This is a genomic window from Sphingobacterium sp. UBA1498, from assembly GCF_002325125.1.
Lineage (GTDB): Bacteria > Bacteroidota > Bacteroidia > Sphingobacteriales > Sphingobacteriaceae > Sphingobacterium.
Window position 1 is genome coordinate 240,149 of record NZ_DCRG01000023.1, and the last position, 25,093, is coordinate 265,241.

16 protein-coding genes are annotated in these 25,093 nt (G+C 40.8%); 4 read left to right on the forward strand and 12 right to left on the reverse strand.

All coding sequences use genetic code 11. From position 1 onward, the window contains the following. Positions 1 to 6: 6 nt before the first annotated feature. From B3139_RS14215 to B3139_RS14255, 9 genes are all read right to left on the reverse strand, one after another. Positions 7 to 3,468 carry a SusC/RagA family TonB-linked outer membrane protein gene (locus B3139_RS14215; RefSeq protein ID WP_293884163.1) on the reverse strand — a complete coding sequence of 1,154 codons (3,462 nt, stop codon included), beginning with the start codon at positions 3,466 to 3,468 and terminating at the stop codon, positions 7 to 9. 52 nt (positions 3,469 to 3,520) lie between these two features. After that, positions 3,521 to 4,762, reverse strand: a complete 1,242-nt coding sequence (locus B3139_RS14220) for an exo-beta-N-acetylmuramidase NamZ family protein (protein ID WP_293884165.1) — start codon at positions 4,760 to 4,762, stop codon at positions 3,521 to 3,523. A gap of 606 nt (positions 4,763 to 5,368) precedes the next feature. Beyond that, positions 5,369 to 6,370 (reverse strand): phosphodiester glycosidase family protein, encoded by a 1,002-nt coding sequence (locus B3139_RS14225; RefSeq protein WP_209578505.1) that lies wholly within the window; start codon positions 6,368 to 6,370, stop codon positions 5,369 to 5,371. A 2-nt stretch (positions 6,371 to 6,372) separates the two neighbouring features. Next, complete coding sequence (locus tag B3139_RS14230; protein ID WP_209578504.1) at positions 6,373 to 7,176, reverse strand: DUF4397 domain-containing protein; 804 nt, start codon at positions 7,174 to 7,176, stop codon at positions 6,373 to 6,375. Between the two features lie 18 nt (positions 7,177 to 7,194). Continuing rightward, positions 7,195 to 8,775 (reverse strand): SusD/RagB family nutrient-binding outer membrane lipoprotein, encoded by a 1,581-nt coding sequence (locus B3139_RS14235; RefSeq protein WP_209578503.1) that lies wholly within the window; start codon positions 8,773 to 8,775, stop codon positions 7,195 to 7,197. 4 nt (positions 8,776 to 8,779) lie between these two features. Continuing rightward, complete coding sequence (locus B3139_RS14240; protein WP_209578502.1) at positions 8,780 to 11,857, reverse strand: SusC/RagA family TonB-linked outer membrane protein; 3,078 nt, start codon at positions 11,855 to 11,857, stop codon at positions 8,780 to 8,782. 398 nt (positions 11,858 to 12,255) lie between these two features. Further along, a complete protein-coding gene (locus tag B3139_RS14245) occupies positions 12,256 to 12,903 on the reverse strand; it encodes an N-acetylmuramoyl-L-alanine amidase (RefSeq protein ID WP_293884169.1) in 648 nt (215 codons plus the stop codon). A gap of 101 nt (positions 12,904 to 13,004) precedes the next feature. Beyond that, on the reverse strand, positions 13,005 to 14,642 hold the full coding sequence (locus B3139_RS14250) for a SusD/RagB family nutrient-binding outer membrane lipoprotein (RefSeq protein ID WP_293884171.1): 1,638 nt from the start codon (positions 14,640 to 14,642) through the stop codon (positions 13,005 to 13,007). A 3-nt stretch (positions 14,643 to 14,645) separates the two neighbouring features. Then, the gene (locus B3139_RS14255) at positions 14,646 to 17,732 is read right to left on the reverse strand and encodes a SusC/RagA family TonB-linked outer membrane protein (protein ID WP_293884173.1); all 3,087 of its coding nucleotides are present in this window, start codon (positions 17,730 to 17,732) and stop codon (positions 14,646 to 14,648) included. Between the two features lie 609 nt (positions 17,733 to 18,341). Between B3139_RS14255 and B3139_RS14260 the strand changes: the two genes are divergently transcribed. Further along, positions 18,342 to 18,989: a DUF6266 family protein gene (locus B3139_RS14260; protein WP_293884175.1), complete on the forward strand. Its 648-nt coding sequence runs from the start codon at positions 18,342 to 18,344 to the stop codon at positions 18,987 to 18,989. Between the two features lie 16 nt (positions 18,990 to 19,005). Here the strand turns inward: B3139_RS14260 and B3139_RS14265 are convergent, their stop codons facing one another. From B3139_RS14265 to nagA, 3 genes are all read right to left on the reverse strand, one after another. Beyond that, positions 19,006 to 19,560: an acyl-CoA thioesterase gene (locus B3139_RS14265; RefSeq protein ID WP_293884177.1), complete on the reverse strand. Its 555-nt coding sequence runs from the start codon at positions 19,558 to 19,560 to the stop codon at positions 19,006 to 19,008. Positions 19,561 to 19,707: 147 nt separating this feature from the next. After that, complete coding sequence (locus B3139_RS14270) at positions 19,708 to 21,333, reverse strand: glycoside hydrolase family 10 protein (RefSeq protein WP_293884179.1); 1,626 nt, start codon at positions 21,331 to 21,333, stop codon at positions 19,708 to 19,710. 94 nt (positions 21,334 to 21,427) lie between these two features. After that, positions 21,428 to 22,534 (reverse strand): N-acetylglucosamine-6-phosphate deacetylase, encoded by a 1,107-nt coding sequence (gene nagA / locus B3139_RS14275; RefSeq protein ID WP_293884181.1) that lies wholly within the window; start codon positions 22,532 to 22,534, stop codon positions 21,428 to 21,430. Between the two features lie 145 nt (positions 22,535 to 22,679). Here nagA and B3139_RS14280 point away from each other — a divergent pair, with 145 nt between their 5' ends. The 3 genes from B3139_RS14280 to B3139_RS14290 are packed head-to-tail and all read left to right on the forward strand — an operon-like array spanning position 22,680 to position 24,125. Then, positions 22,680 to 22,811 (forward strand): DUF6728 family protein, encoded by a 132-nt coding sequence (locus B3139_RS14280; RefSeq protein WP_293884183.1) that lies wholly within the window; start codon positions 22,680 to 22,682, stop codon positions 22,809 to 22,811. A gap of 12 nt (positions 22,812 to 22,823) precedes the next feature. Further along, positions 22,824 to 23,210, forward strand: coding sequence for a RidA family protein (locus tag B3139_RS14285; protein ID WP_293884185.1), 387 nt, complete (start codon positions 22,824 to 22,826; stop codon positions 23,208 to 23,210). A gap of 3 nt (positions 23,211 to 23,213) precedes the next feature. Beyond that, positions 23,214 to 24,125, forward strand: a complete 912-nt coding sequence (locus B3139_RS14290; protein WP_293884187.1) for an EamA family transporter — start codon at positions 23,214 to 23,216, stop codon at positions 24,123 to 24,125. The last annotated feature ends 968 nt before the right edge of the window (positions 24,126 to 25,093 follow it).

Here is a 25,093-nt window from a genome sequence, read left to right on the forward strand (position 1 = left end):
TAAATTTTAAAAATTAACCTGAACACCAAACGACACCGACTTAAACATTGGTGTACCAACACCTGTTCTACCCGAGTTATAATTTGTAGCATTAAAAATAGAAAATCCATTGATTGCCTCTGGGTCTACCGGTAAGCCGTTCAGCTTATCAAAAGTGAAGAAGTTTTCCAATGAAGTATATACTCTTGCCGTTTTGATAAATGCTTTTCGCGTCAATGTCGACGGAAAGGTATAACCCAATGTGATATTTTTAATACGTAAATACGACATATCCAATAGGTAACGGGACTGTTTAACCATATTGTTTGCATCATTGCTTGCCGCATTATTATATGCTCTCGGATAGAAAGCACCTGTATGGTCTGCCGACCAGAAATTATCAGCAATTGCTGAAGGCATAGCACCATCCGAAGCGTTATAACCAGGAATCGTCAAGAAACCATTACCCCAGATCTGACGTTTTCCAACCCCCTGCATAAATCCAGAAAGATCAAAGCCCTTATAGTCAAATCCCAAACGGAAGCCGTATTCATAACGCGGTGTTTCGTTACCGATAATCTCCATATCACCATGATCATCCAAGGTACCAGCTCCGGCATTAATCTGACCATCGCCATTCAAGTCAGTAAATTTCACGTCACCAGGACCAAATTTAAAATTACTGCTTGTCGGGAAGGTATTGTAAGCGCCGTTAGGATCTGAAAGCTTATTAAATTTCTTTTTATTAATTTCAATCTCCACCATCTTTCCCGAAGCATCATATTCAAAATCACCCGCCTGATATAATCTATCAGTACGATAACCCCAGATTTCACCCACATCTTTACCATTATAGTAATCTGAAATTACCCGCGTGTTTGTATATTGCAGAATAGTCGTTTTCGCATCCGATAACGTTCCTCTGACATTAAAGCCAAAGCCGCCTTCAAAACGATGGTTAAAATCTAAAGCGAGTTCCCATCCTTGTGTACGTAAGGCGCCAAAGTTACCCTGTGGTGCAGGAGCTCCAAAAGTTGCACTAACATCACCACTTGGGACGATCATGTTTTTAGTATCTCTTCTATACCAATCGAAAACTAATCCCAATTTATTTTTGAACATGCGCATATCCAAACCTATGTCTGTCGTTTCAATACGCTGCCACTTCAATTCACTTCTTACTGCCGAAGGAGTTCCAATCGTAAAATAACGGCTACCGTCAGCACCCAACCAAGCTACATCCCCCGGTATCATGGTCGATGTGTATAAACTCGGTGGTACAGTTTGATCACCAATAGATCCCCACGAACCTCTAAACTTCAACTGATTAAGTGTAGGCTTAGCCCATTCCATAAAACTCTCTTCCGAAGCTACCCAACCTGCCGAGAAAGATGGGAACCATTGCCATTTCAAATCTTTCGGAAATTTCGAAGAACCATCATAGCGAATGTTTGCCTCCACAAGGTATTTATTTTTATAGGCATAATTTACACGTCCGAAATAGCCTAGTTGTGCCTCCCATGCAGCATCACCTTTCGCCAATTGCGCAGACGTATTTACACCGAAACCCAATTGTGGATTACGAATATCCAATAAGTTAAATGTTTGCGAAGAGTTCATATCATAATCCAACGTCACACGGTTAACACCGGCAATAAATTTGAAATCATGATCATCGTCCAGATTTAAATCATAGGTCGTGAACGCATTGATAGTATTATTACGACGAGCACCTGAAGCTCTCAAAAAGTGATCAGGATTTGCTCCATTAGCCGTATACGTATAGTAATTCAGATCATATGCAGCCATCGCTCCTGTAGCACCTGCAGCAACCACCTGACCATCAGAATTTACATAGATCGGATTACCCGAAGCATCTTTTCTCGCTACACCCGCAACCCAAGAATCTGCCGCAGTAAAACGTGTACCAGGCTGCGTTGTGATTTCCTCTTGATTGGAGAATGTGTAATCAAAATCAACTTTCCAGTTCTTCTTGATATTCACAGTTGCTCCTAAATTCAAATTGATGTAGTTATTTTGGAAACTCGCCGTATTTGCGGAAGACGTCTCGCTCCATGGGCTACGAATCATATTACCTCTGTCGTCATACCCCATCGGATACAATGAGCTCCAGCGATAGAGATACAACCACGGATCTGCGGTCGTTGAACTTGTTGTATAAGGGTACTCTTTTTTACGGCGCGACACCATAGCACCACCGCGCACCGTTAAATATTTATTAATATCAGAGGATATGCGCAATGCCGCATTTGTACGGTTAAACTTGTCATGATCCGTTGTTTTCATCATACCAGACTGACTCAACAACCCCATGCTCAAATTATATTGTGTCTTACCCGATGTACCCGAAATACTTAAATCATGCTGAGAAGTAGGGGCAGCCTTACGGATCATATAATCCTCTACGTTGTAGGTACGAACACCATACTTTTTAGTAGGTTCGGCAGGATTGACATACCAATCACGGCCATAAACAGTAGGATCATTAGCACCAATGGAGTTACCGTAATTCTTTTTCCAATCCAATGCCCGCTGATAGCTTTCGCGGTTAATTTTGTAAAAAGCACCTGTCTCAGATTCCCCGACACGTTCAGCTGCTTCCAAAGAGTATTTGAGCGCATTCACATCGCCCATATTATAATCTACGGCAGAGTTCTGGAAGGAGAAGTTATTGGAATAATTGATATTGAAGCTATCGCCACCCTTTGCTCCTTTTTTTGTGGTAATCAATACCACACCAAATGCAGCTTTAGCACCATAAATAGAAGAAGCAGCTGCATCCTTCAGTACCGAAATAGACTCGACATCAGCAGGATTAACCAATTGGATACTTGGAATCTCCACATTATCCAATAAAATAAGCGGACTAGATCCCCCAGCAATCGAACCCATTTGACCACGGATTTTCATCACCGGATCGGAACCAACTTCTCCACTAGGCACCACAACAGTCAGACCCGGTGTCGTACCTTGAATACCGCGGCCAACATCTGCAATAGCACGGCCCTGAAGATTATCCTTTACATTAATAGTAGAAACAGCACCAGTTAAGTTACCTTTTTTCTGAGTACCGTACCCCACCACCACAACTTCATCCAACGCTTGATTATCGTCGGCTAGCGTCACATCAAGCGAACCTGAAGTTACGGAAACTTCCTTCGTCACGTATCCAACAGATGAAAAACGCAACTTGCTCCCCACGGCAGCTGTAATTTTAAATTGTCCTTGAGCATCGGTCTTTGTTGACGCAGTACCGCCAATCAAAAATACACTTACCCCAGAGACTGGACCTTTTCCATCCTTTACAGTACCTTGCACCGTATTTTGAACCGCACCTTTTGCAGAAGAACGTAGAAGAGCGCTTGTTAAATTACCACTGTTCAACGTACCTTCTTTCTTTGTAAAAGAATAGGATTCAGAAGGAAAACTCAATCCAAGAGCAACAGAAAATAGTACAAATTTTCTCATTGATTATAGAGTTTTAAAATAAATGATTCTAGTTAATATTTGTTAGTTATTGCTATTCAAAATCAGTGTAAAGCAGATACTTTTGACGCATTTGCTTATATGCTTTTAAGTCATCGGACCACGACGCACGAATCTGTTTCTCGGATTGACCAGCAAGGATCTGCTTTCGTAATTGATCAGTGCCTGCCAGTTTATCAAAAAATTCAGGCCGTGCAAAAAAAGTGGATTTATCCGGCGTCTTTTGATAAAAATCCAATAGATATTTTAAGGTGAATTTTTGACTCGCTGGATCTAAAGCCCGTAGGTCTATACCATAATTTGTAGCCCCTTTTCCTTCCACATGCTTCGACATACCATGGCGTTCGCCGGGGGTAAACGTAAAAGAACCGTATACCGGATTTGTATATCCTAAAACCTGAAAAGGCCAATCTGTACCACGTCCTACCGAAATGTCAGTCCCTTCGAAAAGGCACAATGAAAGATATAAACGTACAGACAGTGGATTGGGTAAACTTGGCGAGGGAACTACGGGCAAATCATACATTGTTTTGTGATCCCAGTTTTGCACCTTCACAATCTGTATATCCGCCTGGCGCCCATTCTCCAACCAACGTTCTCCATTGATCATCTGTGCAAGCTCTCCAATAGTCAGACCGTGAATCATAGCTATCTTATGCCAAGACACATCGGATTTAAATTTATCGTCATGCCTTACAGGACCATCTACTTGATCGCCATTTGGGTTTGGGCGATCTAGAATGATCAGTTTTTTATTATGTTTTGCACAAAGTTCCATGACACGATGCAATGAAGTGATATAGGTATAAAAACGCGCACCCACATCTTGTAGATCGAAAATCATGACATCAATGGAATTCACAATGGAATCCTGCTTTTTATTGCCACCATATAATGTAAACAAAGGCAAACCTGTTTTCTGATCCACATCATTCCCAAACTTCTCGCCACGTTCAACATTACCACGGAAACCGTGCTCAGGAGCAAAAGCAAACTTTAAGTCAACTTTGTTCTCCATCAATACATCAACAAGATGCTTTTTATCGGAACCAACAATCGAGGTTTGATTCCCCATAATACCTACCTTCTTACCTTTTAATTGAGGCAGATATAAATCGAGCTGGTCCGCTCCTGGCAGAATCACATTCTCCGCAGCCCCCGCTACGCGTATCCCATTTGCCGTATTGACCTGAGCAGACTTTAGTGAACTGCCGCAAGAGACAAAACCGGCAATCGAAATCACAAAGGCAAGTTTTAATAAGGTAGTTTTCATCATAAATAGACTTTTAGCTCATGCAGAAATGCAGTTTTATGCATGAATAATTGAAAATCAGGATAAAAGTAAGTAGAAGTTTTCGTTTTTAAAACAAAACTTGTCACAAAAACGCAAAAGAAAGTAAGTGTTCACTTTTTCTCAAAGTTAAAAATGGAATAAAGCCATCAATTATGAATCACCGCACAGCCACTAAAAATATGAGTTAAACAGTAGAATTACAACCATTTAAAGAAATATCTCAATATTAAATTCATTATGACGTCGCGGGATAAAAATACGAACAAGTAACAAACACATTATTTTTAAAACAGCACGCATAACACGCATAAATCAGTATTAGAAAGCAACTAAAACATTGGCTATCAAACCACCAAATTGCCATTCAGCAAAAAACTGCAACTATTTTATTACCTCACCACCCTGCCGCTATTGGCGGCAACGCCTGCGTGCCTCTATAATCTTTTACCCCAAAAAGCCAACGAACACATCGACTATTTCAGCGCCCAAGATTTACGACCGTCTGAGCCTTGCATAAATTCCATATCATGCAAAAGGGCTTTCGGATATCTCTTCCAAAAGCCCTTATGCATGCTATTTAGATAGAAACTATTTTACCACAAAACCAATACCATTGGCACTAGAACCACCTGCAGCTGCTACCGGTTTATTGACCACTTTCCAGCTTACTCCGCCGGTCTGCGCGTCATTTTCTATGCGTTGCACCATTACGGATGCAGCTCCACCATTTGTAACAAAAGCATCAGAAGCTCCGATTGATTGCATAATCTTTCCTAAATCATTATAGGTAATACCAACGGAAAAAGCATTCGTACCACCATCCACCACAACAGCATACAAATAATTTTTATCAGCACTGATTCCCACGGCTGTATTCGCCTGTACCGTTGTTGCCGTCGAAGCCACAGTAGCACCTTTATATAACAGCCATGTACCCCCAGACACCAATGACGCAAGATCATTTAAATTATATGCGTCCATCGACGATGATTCCGATGGTTTATTGCCTACAAAAACAGAGCCGTCCTTTTTCACCCCCAAGAAGGGCCTTGTATTTGATGTCGCTGTCGTGGTGGTCGTTTTCAACAGTCGACTTCTAAAGATGAACGAACCTGTCGGCGCCGAAGAGGTTACGACATCTCCATTGATTGCTGCTATTACTTTACCTCCAGAACGGCCTTCATTATATTTAGCCATATCTGCCATAGTCTGCACCGTAAATAGATAATCATCGAAAGGACTTAGTGCTGCCACCTTTACATTAGACTTCGAAAGATCCACCTCTAAAATCTGCATACTCATGGCCTGATTTAATTTATTCACATAACGAACATGCGTACGCTTTATTCCATTTGCAAGGGTTGTCGTAGAATCCAGCTTAAAAATTGAGATAATATCCGTTTTGTCCATAATCTTTTTTATGAGCGTACCGATCTCATTGTCAGGCGGTATCACTTCCGGAGTAGTCACCACAGGCTCTTTTTGCTCAAATACAGGATAATCATCCCGCTGTTTACAGGCCACCAGCGAAAGGAGCAAGTAAAACGATGCAGTTATACACAGTTTATTTCTATATTTTTTATTTTTCATGACTATCGAATTAAGAAAAATGAAACATAAGGTTTCATGATGGTAGATGTAAAACCTTCGTACCCCAGCGCATAGACAGTATATGATCTTCGGTCCAAAATCGCACCGGCATTTGAATAAGAAGCTAATACCGAAGCGTTTGTGATAGGCGATCCTGCCCGACGTATCTTCCAGGTACGGGTTGTGATACGATTTAACTCAAAATACGGACTAGTCTCCAAATACTTCACATTTTTAGCGACCAATGAGTCCTGTGTTGGCTCAGAGGATGTTACGGCAGCACCATAATAGAGATCTATAGCTTCCACATTAGGCATTAGATTTGTAAAACGGTAGCGCGCCTGTGTACTATCTGGACGCGTTAAATCTTCTTCATTCAAAATCATTCTTGTATTTTTTGCAGTATCCGTCACATGCAGCGTATAACGCTTACCCGCCTCAAACTTCACCGTAGATTGGTATAATATGATGGAATCCAAACCACTATCCGTCTTATAAGGCAATCCAACCTGCACATTAACAGAACCCGATTTCCATTTCAGAAAGTCCGGACGAGAATCACCACGGGTATTATAACCGCCGCCTGGAAAAGGCTCTCTGCCCCGGATAAGCGGAGTAACGCGCTGGCCATCAAACTTTACATACATATAACGATCGTCTGGATAAACAGAAGCCATGTTGATTTTAACAATTGCATCGTCTGCCCCCATAAATTCCACATCGCCAAAATTCTGTATGGCTTTATCACAAGAATAAAAACCAAAAAGAAACAAGCAGGCACCTAATATAATTTTCAAACTTTTCATACTTTAATCTTTAATGGATTAATTATCTTTTGTTACAAACCAGGTAGGTTTGGTGACATAATATGGATCCAAGGCTCCCCACTTATCCAACTCTTTTGCATTCCACGCATACTCCGAGTTATAACGGGGACGCACCCTATAACAGTAAGCCTGATATTGCAAGCCCGAACCGCTAAGTGACTGATACTGCTTAAAAATATTCGTGTCGTAATTATACTTGCGCAGATCACACCACTGTTCCAATCCGCCCCAGCCCCATTGTACGATATATTTCTGTCCCATAATATCGGAAAGCATCAGATCAGCCGAAGTCTGCGGGATTTCACTACTCGTCAAATATGATTTGATCTGCGCTTCACTGATAGCAGTTTCAGCATTGGTATTGATATACTTGTTCACAAAAGTCATATGCGAGCGAATTGCATTCAGATAAGCTTCATAGGCCTCAGGCAGCGATCCCTTAATAAAAAGAGCCTCCGACTTAACCAACTGCAGTTGTGCATACGTCATCAATGGAAAATCGACTTTGTCTCTAAAAATGAATTTTCCTTCATACACACCTCCCACGATCTTACCCAGAACCGAAGGTATAATTGTCGCCGAATTGGTTACATTTGGCAGAGCCCCAGAAAAGACCGTATCGGCGGCGTTATCTAAATTCCTATTGATTATTCTTAAAAGGCGCGGGTCACTTGCGACACGTGAAGGCGCCGTTACGATACCCCTTAGCCCTCCAGATAAATAACTTACAATAGGTTGACCGGCACGGCTATAGTACGTACTCGTATAAACTCCATACAATGGCCCGACCACACTTGAGGTCTCGGCTTTATCGCCCAAAAACTTAACCGCCGCATCGTCATCATTTGATGCCAACGACTGGTTGACGTAATAAATAACAGAATCTGCATATTTTGATTTAAAATCAGGCTTATTCACCAAATGGATATACTGAAGGGCGCGAATACCATAAACAAACTTGCGCCATTTACCCATATCGCCCCGAAAAAGATTGTCTCCTTTTTCTGAACTCAAATTAGCACTATAATCGAGTGGGCTTTTTTGATCCATATAATACAAAGCAGAATCACACCATACCCTCACCTGCGCATAAACTTCTTTTTGATCGTCATATTGGAAGCTAAGCTGATCGCGCAAAGCTTCTTTCATAATCACTGGACCATGATAATCCGTAAGCATTTGGTACCCCCAGGCCTTAACGGCATAACCTATTGCTGCATACTCGTATTTCTCATTTTCCACGGCATCCCTGATCATATTAGCCAGGTTCCGCCCATGGTTAAAATAGACCATTCGCCACATCACTCCACCAACATCACTCTGTAGTCTAAACCCATGCCTTTCCCAAACTTTTGAAGCATCGTCAGCAGAAGCTCCCATAATGGACTGATTAAACTTATTCATAATGGTCTGATCCTGCGCATAACCGTTTGCCATATGAAATATAATGGGAGCCAACAAAATCTCGGCCTTAACATTTTGTGGATAAGATGGATTATCATTGATATCCATAAATTTTTTACAACCTGTCATTATCAAAGTCAATAACAACAAAGCCGTGACTATTTTTGCTTTCATAATTTTATAATTGTAGGTTAACGCCAAGGTTGAAGCCCTTCGGTCTGGCCATATTACCAAAATCTATTCCATATCCTCCCATTCCACCTATGCCGGTTGTATTCGAGTTACTTTCGGGATCCAATCCAGTATAATTTGTAAACATAACGAGGTCAGTAGCTGTAAAAAACGCCTTTAGTGAAGACCTTTCACCTAAGAACCGTGTCAGTCTTTTTGGCAACCGATAACTTAACGTAATATCACGCAGTCTCATTGTGTAGATATTCCGTTCCACGAACATACCCGGCTCGATATTGGTAAAATAATAAGCGGAGGAAGTATATGGTGTTACCGCAATATGGTTGATTGTAGGATTTTCCGAATTCTCCAATCCATCCTTCAAAACACCCCTTATCACCCGCGGATCTTCTCTATTTAGCGTTTTCGTCGACATACCCAGCGTATACATATTATAATCCAGTCCATTCAATACATCGCCACCTTTACGCCAGTCCCACAAAAATGTCAGGTACCAATCTTTATAATTGAACTTGTTGACCATCCCCAGCGTAAACTTCGGCAGGCGGTCGGCAATCGGGTAATAGCGGTCTGTCCCAGCGACCGGCAAACCAGTTGCCGGATCGATCAGTACGTCGCCTTTCGTATTACGCATAAACTGCGTTCCGGAAAGAGCACCCATACTGTAACCAGGCAATACAGCCGAGCGCACCCCGCTGAGCAGCCAAGTATCCGAATCATACAGTTCCGGCAAATCTTCAGCTAGCGACAACACACGGCCTTTATATTGGGTAAAGTTGAACACAAGGTTCCAGTTGAAATTATTCTTGACAATCGGATTGAATATTGCCTGAAGCTCGGTACCCACATTTTTGACTTTACCTCCGTTCATCATTTTTAAAACGAAGCCCGAGCCATAACTCAGTCGGGGCAAAATAATCTGACCATCACTCAGTCTGGAGAAATAACTAAAATCAAAAGAAACAAACTTTTTAAACAAAGAAAATTCTATCCCAGCCTCAAGCTCATTCGTCATTTCAGCAACGAGTTTATCATTTCCCCCATTGAAACCATAAGCATATCCACCGCCTGTAGAGTACTGAGGCTCATAATTCGATTTGATAAAATAAGACCGAAGTGGCCCTTTACCTGTTTTACCTGCTGAAAATCTAATTTTTCCATCTGAAATCACATCCGAGACTGCCTTAATTGGATTTAAATCTGTAAAATTAAAGGCCAAAGAACCCGAAGGATATGAGAAATAGGGATCATTCGGCATTAAACGTGATGTCCCATCCAAACGCCCAGATAAGGTCAGATACAGCAAAGTTTTATACCCTAATACAGCCTGACCAAAGAATCCGATAGACCGGTAGTTGTTGATGATATTTTTTGCCAGACGCGTCGACGCATAGGTATTATTGATACTGTAGAAGTTCGGATCAAAAAAATTAGTTCCGTATTGCGAATCCGTAATTGAGCTTTGATCGCGAATTTCACCACCTAAAAACGCACTGATTGAATAATCACCAAAAGTTTTATTGGCCGAAAAACGCGCATTACCGTACAGGATACGCGTATTATTCTGATAAGTACTATACTTACCACCGGTAGGTGAAGTGGAGGAACCCGAGCCGGAATAGGACTGCGGATGATAAACGCTTTCACCTTTTGTGCTGGAATAATCTATCCCCACAACACCTTCAAATCTGAGCCAGGACAATGGTTTATAGGTAAAATTTGAAGAAGCCAGCGTGCGGTTGGTTTTATCGTTGGCAATGTTCCGATACACATCCCAAAAAGGGTTATCCAGTTCATTATAAATATCCTTGGTATTTAATACACGATTGCCTTTTTCATCGATCCAATTCCTGACGTCGTAGAGCGGATTAAAGCGCATCAGTGTCATTAAATAACCTGTAGTTCCTTTTCTTGCTTTATCATTGTCCGAAAAGATAAAGTTGAAAGAAGTATTCAATTCAAATTTATTTGAAAATTTAGCAGTAGAATTTAATCGCGAAGAGAAACGCGTGTAACGTGTATTGGGAACGATACCCGTATTATCATTATATTCATTTGACCAGCGATAGCTTAGATTTTCATTACCACCATTAAAGGTTAAGTTATGCTTTTGATTATATCCATGACGAAAGAAATTTTTCACATTATCTTTATGCAACAGCATTTCCTCCTTGTATTTTGGACCTAATGCGTAGGAGGATGTACCATCATAATTCCCATTCAACCCTTGCATGTAGGTATACTGCCGTTCAGGAAATTTATTAACAAACTCCATTCTTCCCGAATAGCTATAATCAACCCCAAATTTACCACTCTTAGCTTTCTTTGTTGTAATAATGATTGCACCTCCAGCACCCGAACTCCCATATAATGCTGTTGCCTCTGGCCCCTTCATCACGACATAAGTTTCAATATCCGAAGGGTTAATATCCAGTGCCCGATTGGAATAATCCAGATCCCGATTGGCTCCATTCATTGCTAGATCATTTTCATTGACTGTCGAATTGTTAATCGGCACGCCATCGACAACAATCAATGCATTATTATCCCCTGAAATAGAGGCAAAACCCCGAAGCACGATTTGAGCCGAGGCGCCGGGCATACCCGACGTACTGTTAATGGACAAGCCCGGTACACGTCCTTGCAAGCCTTGAAAAAAACCTTCCCGCTGTGTATCCGAAACATCCTCTCCGCTAACTTTCGGTGTAGAATAACCCAAGGATTTTTTTGACCGCTCAATACCCATCGCTGTTACCACAACTTCATCTAGGGATGCATTATTCTCTTGGAGAACAACATTGATGACTGACCGGCCATTTACCGCAACTTCCTGCGATTGATACCCCACATATCGGAATACCAAAGACGCACCTTCAGAAACTGTTATCTTGTAATTACCTTGACTATTCGTCGCTGCCTGCCCCCCTTTTCCAGTCTCCCGCACGGTAACTCCAGCCAAACCGGCTCCACTTGCACTGGTCACTCTGCCGGCAATATTTTTTTGTGCTAGGGCAGCACCACAAAAACATAGTAAACCCAAAAAAATGAGCAAACTCCTTTTCATAATTTTAAATTTTAATTCATTAGATCAATTCGGTTTTAAATAGGTTGCACCGTAACCTAGTACGGTAACAAAACGCAAAATACGCACATTATTTGTTCATAAGCAGCTGCTATTTTTAGGTAAAAATATTGGTTTGTTCTTCTTTTCACCTCTAATATAGCACAAAAATGCAAAACATAAGCTATTATTTTCATTTTGTTCGCATAAAGTCAAGCACATAACTCATAAAAACGAATAACAAAGCAAAAAAAAAGACAATTCGGAAAAGTAGAAGCCGCAGATTGGAGCCATTTCATGGAATTCATTCTTAAAACCGAGAATAGTATGAGCGACACCATTAAGTAACAAAACGCAACAAGTGGCAATAACATTAAAAATTCTCAAAACAAAAAAAGAGACTAGGGTAGTCTCTTTAATTTTAAATCATTCAGCTCTGACCGCAATTCATTCATGAATTTATCGCCCGGATCGTCTTTACCTGTAATATAATTTGGATCTGTCTCTTTCCACCAACTTGTTTTTTTGAAACGCTGATATTCATGGTGTCCCAAAACAAATTCTATCGGGTATTTTTTGCTGAGATAGCGAATCAGTTCTTCATTAGCTTTCAGTTGTGCATTGGTTAGTGGAAACTGACGGCTACCGATATTCTCGATACCGATCGCACAATAGTTGAGCCCTATTGTATGTCGCGCAAAGATAGAATCGGGCAAAAATTGGTAAATAGTGCCATCACGATCAATGACAAATTGGGAAGATACATTCAAAGCACTTGCTTTGGTCAGCTCAGGTCTTCCCGGCAATTTCACCGGATTGAAAGTGTTGAATGTTGCTTTCACACTATTGTTTGCAGTCCAGTGCACAACAATCATTTTAGGATGAATAATCGGGGCTGACTGGGTCAGACCATGTCTATTTTTCAAATAATCCAAGGAAAGCTGTATTCGTTCCTGATTCCAAGTAATTGGTTTTTGAAAGATCTTGGGAGATTGGGCGAACAACATCGCCGCCACGAGGCAATTAACAACTAACAGAATAGATCTCATTATACAAATCTAACAAATTAAAAATTTAGGTCAGTAATCATGCTATTGAAAAAGGCCTGAAGGATATACCTTCAAGCCTTAAAAAACATTCGTTTATACACTTATTTTTTATCCCAAAATACGGGTTTAGTAATATATGTTGGCGAACCTGCATCAGGATCGGCCTTTTTCACTTGGTCAAGATTATAGCTGTTTTCGTAAGAAGCTATTGCAAATCTCCTTGGCCAATCAGTTGGATTAGGAAAAGAATTTGCAAAAACATGACTAGGACGATTGAAACCTTTATAAATACCGATTGCCTCGTTATAATTACCAGACGCATCTGTGCAAAAATCCATTCTACGCAAGTCTGCCCATTGCTCTTGCGAGTAAGAAAGCGCTATATACTTTTGAATCATAATTTGGCTTAACGTCAGCTTGGAAGCATCCTGAACAACAGATGTACTCGCCAAGAACTTTGTCAGATCTCCACTGGCTACTCCCAGTATTTCCATATGAATTTTAATTCCATCTTTATACGCCTGGAGAGCCTGAGCAAGCTGTCCCTTTTTGAAACGTATCTCTGCTTCTATAAATTTCATTTCGGCACCGGTTAACAATAAACCTTTTCCACCTTTCCGCGTATACCATGTTCCGGTTGACAAAACACGCCCAGTAGAAGCTGCCGTATTGCTTCGCAAGGATATATAGACAGAATCAGCATGGGAAAACTGATTATTTTTTTCGTTGAAAGTCACCGCTACAGGACCTGTAGCGGGTAAAGAAGATTGCATATCCACCACTTTTGAACGCACCAATGCTCCTTTACCGTTATCCATACTAGGAACTAATAGATCCAAGCGAGGGTCTACCATATTATTCGCTCCTGTCGGAGCACCCGTATAATTATTGGTGATATAGTCGTAATATAGTTTCGTTATTCTTGCAGTAGTACCGGTATTCGCCCATTGCAGAGCAGCTTTAGAATTATCACTGACATCTTTACCTTCATCCACATACTGATACGTAGTACCATCAATACTTGAAGAAGGAGCCTTAGCCAATAAAGACAGAATTTCATCCGGATTATAATTTGCCTTTTTACTATAATGGTTTAAAAAACGCGCCTTTAGACCATAGGCCAATTTTATCCACTTTTGTACATCACCACCGTTATAGGTATCGCCTTCTTTCAAAGAAGGTGCATACTGATCTTGTGCTTTACTAAGATCTAAAATTGCTTCATCAAGCAGCGGCAGCACTTTCCCATAGATATATTCTCCGTCATCAAACTTAGGGGTAAGAATATCTTTATTATCAAATTCATCATAAGGCAAAATTCCATAACAGTCGACCATATATCCAAAACCCCATGCCTTTATAATCTTACCAACACCCACATAATGATTTGCGCCCACCTTATTAGCGGCATCGATCAGCGGCTGAATATTTACAGCAGTATTGACATACCAGGCTTGCCACGGCCATCCCACAGCGGCATTGGTCAGATTCCATCTTGTCAAATTCCAGTTATTGCTATTCGCATTTACCACTGCCAGTTGCTGTGTAATAAAAGAAACTCTTGTGCCGGCACTTTCATACCCATCAGCAAATTGAGCCAGTATAGGGGGCAAACGTTGCACAGCTGTCGGAACAGTCGTATTCGCCGAATTAGGGTTTTCATTTACATCAAGCCATTTGCTACACGAACCCAAAGCGAGTGCTGAGGCTGCAGCTACTATATAAATAAACTTTTTCATTTTTTAAAACTTTAGATTTAAACCAAAGGTTACTCCAGCAGTCGCCGGTACACCAGCATAATCCACACCTACAGAACCAGAACCTATCACGCCTGCTCCAGCAGCACTCACCTCTGGATCCATACCAGAATAATTTGTCCACAACCAGAGATTTGTTCCGGTCGCTGTGACTGATGCCGCTTTAAATATTTTAGAACGCTTCAAAAAGTCAGGAGGCAAGCTATACGTCAGACTTAAGGAACGGAGACGCAACCAATTTACAGTTTCAACGAAATTTGGAGTATTGAGCGAATAAATATCTCTGTAATAGTCTTCTGTTGCAACCACTTCCTTCGTAATCATCTCATATGCTTTCGTCTCCGGATTAAGCGCCATCCCCGTAAAGGAAAGTTTATCACCTCTGTTTTCCGTCACTTTACTTAAGCCATTATAGGCCAAAAGATACTCTGTGCCATTTAAGATATCTCCACCTTTTCTAAAATCAAATAAGAATGATAGCTCCCAGTTTTTATAGACAAAGGTATTATTTAGCCCCCCAATAAAACTCGGCTCTCTGTTCCCTATCGGCTTAGTGGCATCGGTTGATGTCAACGGATATCCTGTTTTCCAATCCAACAACAAATTTCCGTCAGCATCGCGCTGCCAGGTTGAACCACTTATACCCATAAAATTTCCATTACCAAAAGAAGCAGCCTTTCCATTACCCACTTGAACATCAGTAACATACAAAATAGGTAAAGAAGCTGGCAATGACTTCACCACTCCTTTGTTATGAGAGAAATTCAAAGCCAAATCCCATCTAAAATCTTCTTTTTTAATTGGAGAGGTATTAATAGACACCTCTATACCTTTATTTTCAATCTCGCCCGTATTGACAAAACTTAATATATATCCTGTTGCATTTGAAACGCGAGGTTGCAAGATTTGATCTTTAGAATTGTTTTTATAATACGTAAATTCTAAACCTAACTTGTTTTTGAATAACTTCAGATCAGTACCAACTTCAAAAGAGGTCGTTGTCTCAGGTTTCAATTGATCATTACCCCTCGTCCAATAATTTCTAAACCCACCCCCAACGGTCAATTGAGGCTCAAACAAATAGGTTGCTGTTTGATAAGCAGGCGCATCTTTACCGACCTGTGCCCATGAAGCTCGCAACTTACCATAATTCAAAATATCGCTTTTCTCCATGAGTTCCGTGAAGATTAAACTCCCAGAAAAAGAAGGATAAAAGAACGAACGATTTTGTATCGGCAAGGTAGAAGACCAATCATTACGACCTGTAGCACTTAGGAATAATAGGTTTTTATAACCGATACGCAAATCCCCATAGACACCTAGCAATCTTTTTTTGGTGATGGATTCATTGAAATACTTATTCTTTGCATCCGCATTGTTTATGCTTTCAAAATTCGGAATAGAGAATTTCTCTGCACGCATGGAATTTGCTTGAAGATATGTATCCTCTGCTGTTGTACCCAGCAGGAAATTAACATCCCAATCCTGTTTAATTTGTTTATGGAAATTCAACATAAAATTGGAATTGATATAATTATATTGACGAATACTTTCGGAGAGCATTCCTTTTTGCCAAGCTTCCTTTACGGCTGAGCCGGGCGTTATAATGGATCTAAAATTCGTGGTGTAATTATCAACACCTAACTTGTAAGTCGCATCTAACCAATCCGTAATCTTTACATTCGTATATACATTCCCTAGAAAACGGTTTGTCTTGTCATTTTGAGGGTTTTTATGGATTGTCCAATACGGATTATCAACATTATCTTCAAGCGCCACGTTCGGTAACAGTAAAATCTGTTTGCCACTAGGATCTATCCAGTTTTTCATGTCCACATTACGCGGAAAAGCTAGAATAGATTCCATATATCCCAACCCAGAACCTCCCCAAAGACCAGACCCGGTTAAGGTTTTCTGCGTGGTACTATGCGAGTAGGATGCGTTTGCGCCAAATGTAAAAACACCAACTTTTTGTTCGCCGTTAAATCGGAAAGTAGTACGTTTAAAATCGGTGGTGGGCACAATACCTGATTGGTCTAAATTCGAGCCAGATAAATAAAAATTACCCTTTGCATTACCCCCTGACACATTGAATGAGTTATCAAAACTCGTTGCATTTTGATAGAAGTCCCCTAAATTATCATAAACAGTTTCTCCAGGTTGAAAAGCATCTCCCCAAGACAGATACGTATTATCCGTAATCCTATTCCCTTTATAATTAGAACCCTGCTTAAATTTATCTTGTAACTTCGGCAAGCGATTTACCCAATTCACACCAAAGCGTGAGTTTATTCCTATCGAAGTAGCCCCATCTTTCCCCTTTTTGGTCGTTACGACAATAGCACCCGCTGCTGCCCGCAAGCCATACAGTGCCGCAGCTGCAGGCCCTTTCAAAACCGATATAGATTCAATATCCTCCGGATTTAAATCCAACGCACGATTACCATTCGTGGTGGAAATATTCGTATTACCATCAAAGGCGGAATTATCACCTTGCCCAGTGGAATTATCCATTGGCATACCATCGATAACAAATAAGGGTTGATTATCCCGTTCGAGGGATGTACCGCCACGAATAACGATGGAAGCAGATGCTCCTGGCGCTCCTCCCGAATTTGTCACATTCACACCAGCAATCTTGCCATTTAATGAATTGATCACATTCGGATTTTTATTCTTCATCAACTCATCCGATTTAATATCTTGGACAGCATACCCTAGCGCCTTTTTTTCCTTCTTGATTCCCATTGCCGTCACAACAACTTCTTCGAGAGCTTCCTCGCTACCAGAAAGTGCAACATTGATCGTCGCATTTGTGCCAACTAATTGTTGCCTTTCTTGAGAACCTACTGCTCTAAAAATCAAAATATCACCTGGCTCTGCACTGATCGTAAAACTGCCATCGGGCTTCGTTTGTGTACTGACAGCTTTACCTTTGATACTCACGGTGACATTGGCCATGTTACCTCCATCAGAAGCATTCGTCACTTTACCCGTTACAGTTTTGGTCTGCGCCCACAAGCTAGTGGAGATCATCACCCCTGAACAGAATAAGAGAAATTTTTTATTCATGGTTTTTAGTTAGTTGTTAATAATTGCCCGCGACAGGAGATTCCAGTCCACGGTTTTTTCAATTGCTACACAATACTATGAAAAGCATCGTATTTATGCAAGTTTATGCGCAATTATTTAAAAAAGAAATGACAACAAACACATTAACGCACAATTTAACAGCAAAAAAACTGGCATTCCACCTCAAAATAGATACAAAACCGCACAGCTTAGCAAAATAAAAGCAAAACATCTCTTAAAAACATCTAAAATCTTTATTAAAAGTGCCCATAGAACCTGTTTTACATTATTTGATGGTAAAAATATAGGCATAAATATAAAAAATCACCAATACATGCATCATCCAATAAATACCAGCGCGCTTACGCAGGCTGCCCCTGTCTACCACAATTTACGTTAACAAATAGATACCATTTTCGGAGATCCTTCGGTGCTTGTTCGGTACTTCCTCGGTACTTGCTCGGTGTTTCTTCGGTTACAACCGAAGAAACACCGAGCAAGTACCGATCTAGTTACGTAAAAATAACGAGAGAAGGCCGAACTTGATATTGACAAATACGTATTAATTTGTTAACTTAAGGGAAAAATAAACACTAATTGATATCGATTATGGCAGTCATTAAAAACGGTGCCAACGGCACACTTTCGGGGAAAGCAGGATCAATAGTTTTTGTTACAAATGGAAACAAAACCTATGCAAGGGGCTTACCAAAGAAAAGCACAAAAAAGCCTACTGTGAATCAAATCCAGTCGCGTTTAAGGTTTTCTCTCATCCAAAAATTCAGCTCCTCAATGCTCTATTTGTTACGGATCGGATTTAAAAACTATAACCCCAATAAAAAGGCTTATAGCAACGCCATGTCCTATAATCTTAATAATGCTATAGAAAAAACCGCAACGGGCTATGCCATCAACTATGAAAACTTCCGTATTAGTAAAGGAATCCTTAATCCGATTACCTCCTATAGATTTGAGATAGATAAAGAGACAGAAACATTCACCCTCTTCTGGGATTATGACACAAAGCTAAGTGTAGCTTCTGGCCTCAATGCAAGCAGCTGTCGACTGATTCTATCTGGCCCAGAAGAACTTGCATTTGCCAATGAGGGCATGAATACGCTTGTCCAACAAAAACAAACGGTAAAACTTCTAAGACAAGAGCATATTGGCACCTACCACATCTATGTGTTCTTCCATAAATCAGATGGAAGCGACGAATGTACAGACAGCAAATATCTAGGTACTGTCGAATGGTAGTGAAGCCTTCAATCTGCTACGGAGCAAGATTGATCTGTACATCAAAGTGTTTCTGAATATAAGCTTGCTGCTCGGCAGAGTCTGTTTCCATGTCGTGAATGGCACGATCTCTTTCTTTGTCAACTTCCATCTTCACCACACAGCGGTAGAACAAAAATATGTCTTTTTCAGTCTCCAGTATTAACCTCGGTACGCGGGCTGGCCTCCCTGTTTCATCTTTGGCCACCATCGTAAAGTAGGAGGAATTACAATGTTTGGTTTCGCCCGTCTGAATGTTCATCGCTTCTACTCGAATACCGCCTTCCATAGATGAGTTGCCCACGTAATTTACCGAAGCGATCAAGGTAACGAGTTCGCCCACTTCAATAGGCTTCAAAAAATCCACTTTGCCAACCGAAGCCGTCACACAATAATGCGCTGAAAATTTGGGAGCAACAGCAAATGAGATCTGATCCATCAAGGACAAAATATAGCCCCCGTGAATTTTACCGCCAAAATTAGCATTGGATGGCAACATCAGCTGTGACATCCGAATCACAGAATCGCTTACTGTTTTATAGATTTCCTCCATACCTATAAATGTACATCGGATCGGTTACAATTCAAAGCAAAACATTGACAACTTGGTAAACACGGTTGGGGATAGTTAATTTCTCAAAAAAGGGATATCCGTAATACAGATATCCCTTTTCTTTAATCCTGATGGTCTGGAAACCACTTATTTTATATGCTCAGCAGCATACGGTCCTTCATTACTCAGACGATCGACAGCTTTTACCGCAACATACTGAAGCTTTTTGTTGTTCGATGTCATTGGGATCTCTTTACTCGTGACTCCAGTATCCAAAATCTCGTATTGCCATACCCCCCCATAGTTGAGATACAATACCCATTTTGCAACCTGATCAATTTGCTGATGCTGCCACTTCGCAAAAATATTTCCACCTTGCGGCGTTAGTAACAAGGATGGTTTCAAAAGTGGATTTGCATTTAACCAGGGACTTGTTGGCACCAGCGCTTTCACCTGGTAGGGTCCATTAACCAAAGCCTGTGTCATGGCCGGGTTTTTGGTCAGCCCTGCCAAACTCCAGTGGATTACACCCTCCCGATTATCAGGCAATAGTGTCCGTGCAGCCTCTACTTGATTAACAATTTCTTGAACATATTCTGTCCCGCGCCTGCCCACTGTATTGATACCCGGCCAAAGGTGGCGTCCCAAGGTATTTTCACTTTCCCACCATTTTAACAGCGCGGTATAACTCTGCTTAGCGGGTTGTATCGGCCAATACAATTGGGGAGCAAAATAGTCGATCCAACCTTTGTTCAACCATAATTTAGCATCCGCATAAAGCATATCATACTGACTCGATCCCTGGATCCCTGCCGGATAACCAGGTTTCCAGATGCCGAACGGGCTGATCCCAAATTTGACAAAATTCTTTTCCTTTTTAATATCTTTATAAATACGCTCGATAAAGGTGTTTACACTATTTCTCCGGAAGTCACCTCGGGAAAGCGTACCACCATTACGTTTGTATTCATTGTAACTGTCCAAATCAGGAAAATCCTGGCCACCATTATATTCAGCATAAGGATAGAAGTAATCGTCAAAATGTACGCCATCGATATCATAACGTTTGACAATATCCATTACCACGCGAGCAGCATGGTCCTGCGTAGATTGTTTGGATGGATCAAACCAGTAATACCCTTGTTTGAGTTTGACAACAGATTCGGGCATTTTACGTGCCATAGAAGCAGACGTAACAGCACCGCCAGCAGTATGATGTGCACGGTAAGGGTTTAACCAAACGTGAAGCTCGATCCCTCTTTTATGTGCCTGTTCTACCCAAAAATCTAGGGGATCATAATAAGGGGATGGTGCCTGCCCTTCTGTTCCCGTCAAAAAATATGACCAAGGCTCAAGATCACTTTTATAAAATGCATCTGCTGATGGACGCACCTGAAAAATTACTGCATTAAAATTATTATTTTTCAAGAAATCTAAAATACCTATAGCTTCCTGTTGCTGCTCTGCTGTACTCAGGTTATTTTTGCTCGGCCAATTGATATTGGCAACAGAGGCCACCCAGGCTGCACGAAACTCACGGGGTAAAGCTGGGAGATTGACGACAATGTCCTTCTTTTTCTCTGCAACTGGCTGCGCTTTTGTCTCAACTGTATTTTTCACCCGTTCGCGCTTAGGTAATGTGGGAGGATCCTTTTTTACAATTTCGACATTGGTCGTTGTGGTATTGACAGGCTCGTGTTTCTTATTTTTCTTGGATGAACAAGAAGATAAAACAAAAAGTGCTGTCGCTAAAAATAATAGGGAACGTTTCATCAATCTATAGAATAGTGTTTTTTCAAAATAACGAACGAAGATACATATAATATTAGTCAATCTTGGACAATGGGCCAATCTTCTGCGAAATGGATCAGCGCTTTAACTCGCCTTTAAAGATCACCTGTTCCAGCTGAAAATCGTCATTAAAGACAATGACATTCGCTATGCTTCCTGCATTTAGATTTCCGATATCCGCTCGCTTTAGCAGGTTTGCCGGATACACCGTCGCCATTCGGATCGCTTCATAGAGTGGTATGCCCACCTTTTGCACCGCATTTTTCACGCCCTCAAATAAGGAGATTGCCGCCCCCGAAATGGTTCCGTCCGGCAGCGAGTAATAGCCATCATTCAGTACATGCTGATAGATATCTTTATCGCAAGCGGCTACAGCATCGGTAATCATAAACAGACGCATTCCCATCTGACGTTTCGCAATTTTCACAGCTTCAAAGCTGACGTGATGCCCGTCGACAATAATACTTGCCCGCGCTGTCGAATGGTTAAAAATCGCGCCAACCAACCCAACTTCGCGATGGTGCAAAGGCGACATGGCGTTAAATAGATGGGTACTTGTTGGGATCCCAAGATCATAGCCGCGCGTTCCTTCTTCAAATGTAGCATCACTATGCCCAGCACTGAGCAGCAAATTATAACCCTGTAAATGCTGTAACAAATCGTCTGATATACATTCGGGTGCTATGGTCATCATCTTGACAACCTGATTTCCCGCCAAGAGCTCGTCAATCTTTTCCTTTGTAGGCTCGATGATTAATTCCGCAGGATGCGCACCTCGTTTTTTAGGATTCAAAAAGGGACCTTCTAGATGTAACCCTAAAAATGCATCGTGCCGGAAGCCTTCTGCCACGCGAATGGCATCCTTAAAGACGGGTATGGTATTGGTCGCCAGGGTCATCATAAAAGAAGTCGTGCCTTTACCGACCAAGCCCTCGGCGATGCGTTCCAAAGAGGCTACACTACGCTCGGCGGAATACAAGTCCGATCCGTCGCCATACAGTTGCAGATCGATCAGTCCTGCACAAATATTACACCCATTGACTGGATAACTGGTGTAATCCGTAGGCACATCATGCTTATCAACAATTGCGGCAATTTTACCTTCATTAATCAGTAATGCTTTTTCTTCAAAGATCGCCTCACCAGTATATATCTTACCTCCAATTAACGCTAGCTTATTCATAGATTTTTATTTCGTTTACCAATTTACCAAAATTCGAAAATATACTGTCCCTTGTAAACGATTTGTTTCACAGTCGATAAATGTACGCTCAAAGTTTTTGATCTTTTCATTTTAACTTTCTAATTTACTGTTGTAACTTAGTTCCATGTACTTATTTAGAAAGCGCAATGCAGAACGCCCGACGAATGGGAATATAAAAGCCATGCATATTATTAATGCAACGGCCATTATTGTCTTTTTATTGGGACTGATCTACAAAATATTTTTTACTTCCTAAACACTGTAATTCATGTCAAAAAAAGAAATCTTCAATACGGACAAAGCTCCGGCTGCAATAGGCCCCTATAACCAGGCGATTAAAGCTGGCAATACATTATATGTCTCTGGGCAAATCCCACTGGTTCCCGAAACAATGGAGTTAATTGCATCTGGTATAAAAGACGAGGCGCATCAGGTGCTGAAAAATATCGAAGCTATCCTGACAAATGCTGGATATACTTTTGAAGATGTTGTCAAAGCATCCATTTTCCTAAGTGATATGGAAAATTTTGCTTTAGTCAATGAAGTCTATGCTGAATATTTTAAAGAAGCCCAGCCAGCCCGGGAGTGTGTTGCGGTAAAAACATTGCCGAAGCATGTAAATGTCGAGATTTCAGTCATTGCGTGGAAAGATTAATCCGTGGAAAATAGCAACGAAACAGCAAGCCGCGGAAAATATCTTTTCGCGGCTTTTTTGGCTCCCTTTATTTGGGGATTTATGTCTATACCTGTAAGGTGGATACGTGGCTATCCTGCCGAAGATATCCTTTATTTTAGAATTATCACCGCCCTGTTGGTCTTATGGGTATACTTGCTTCTTTTTCGGAGAAAAATGCTAGCAGCTGATATTCGCAAATTTGGGCTTCTGTCACGGGCAGACAAGCTCATTCAAACGGGCCTTATGCTTGTAGCCTCCGCGCTGATTTTTGGGAACTGGTTTACTTACATCTATGCTGTCAACCATGTGAGCATTCAATCCGCCGCATTGGCCTATCTGACCTGCCCCCTAATTACCGCGGCAGGAGCCTATCTCATGCTCAAGGAAAAATTGACTGGATGGCAAAAAATTGCACTTTTCATCGCTTTCAGCAGCGTATGCCTACTGGCAAGAGGTTCATTGAATGATGTCCTATGGGCGATTACTATCGCATCCTGTTACGCGTTTTATCTGATCGTGCAACGGGTATCGACAGGCTTTGACAAGCTCAATCAATTGGTCCTTCAACTCAGTATATGTGCATTGTTTGTGATACCCAAACTGATCTATAATCATCACACCATCCCTAATGAGCCCGTGTTTTGGGGCACCATAGTGCTCATCGCATCTCTGTTTACGATCATCCCTCTTTTTTTGAGCATGTATGCCCTCATCGGCATTTCATCCACCACGACTGGTGTTCTTTTGTATATTAATCCGCTGATCGCATTTACTTTGGCAGCGACCTATTTTCAAGAACCTGTCCCATTCATTAAGTATGTAGCTTATGGTATAATATTGATTGCGATAGCTATTTTCAACATTAGTAATTTGCGAAAGAGTAAAATGAATTAATTAAACTATACAGGCATAGTAAAAATTAACAATATTCTTTACAATTTCTCTGTAAATAAACATTTAAGAATACCTGATTTTTAACGTTAACATAATTCATGTATGTGAAATCAGTTTCCACTTCATAATTGATTTTAAAAAAGGTTGTTAGTTTTATCACAGTACTTTAAGAGTATACTTTTTCTGTACGATCAAGGCCTCAAGCACCCGATTTTATGTACCTGTCTTGTACCGACACTCCAGCATAGCTGTGCATTGCAAATATCTCATAAAACTGAAAAATCTAAAATTAGTATAGTAATTTTAAAAGAACAGAACTTCTCTGGTGCAAGCTTTTATTGCCAACTTTTCTATTTACCAACGGCCATCTAGGGCGCTGATCAATCCTCATCAATCATACCCTTCTAATGATACCACAAGAGCTCCCTTACCAAGTATATTGATATTTAGTGTACTATAAATTTGATTAAAATGATAAATTAAAAATTAAAATTTTCAAGGGCCTTTACTACTGTCGTTATAATATATCAAAAAAGAACTATATTTGTCCTTTAGGATGCATCCCCACCTATTGTTAGTAAACTCACCTAATCTTTAAAAGCATGCAAACGCATGTTTCTATCTCCCCCTTTTACATAGGCACATCTTGACTTCTCTGAAATGATTATTCGCTACCTAGCTCATTGTATTGCTAAGAGACTGATCTTTGCCCCCGTATTTAAATCCAACAAATCCGGATGCACCGGTGATATTAAAGTGTGTAGCTTATTCAAACGATAAGACTAATGAGTTAAATTTTAAACATTAAACATCGCCTTGGTCCCCTTTTTGTCCTACCGGATCAAAAGCAGCAAGAAAAACCATTACCTCACTCTTTTTTTGCCGCAATAATGAGTAGTATTTGTTGCTATTAACATACAAGTTAATCATTTTGCAATTGATTGGATAAAAATCCGCTTATTGCTAAA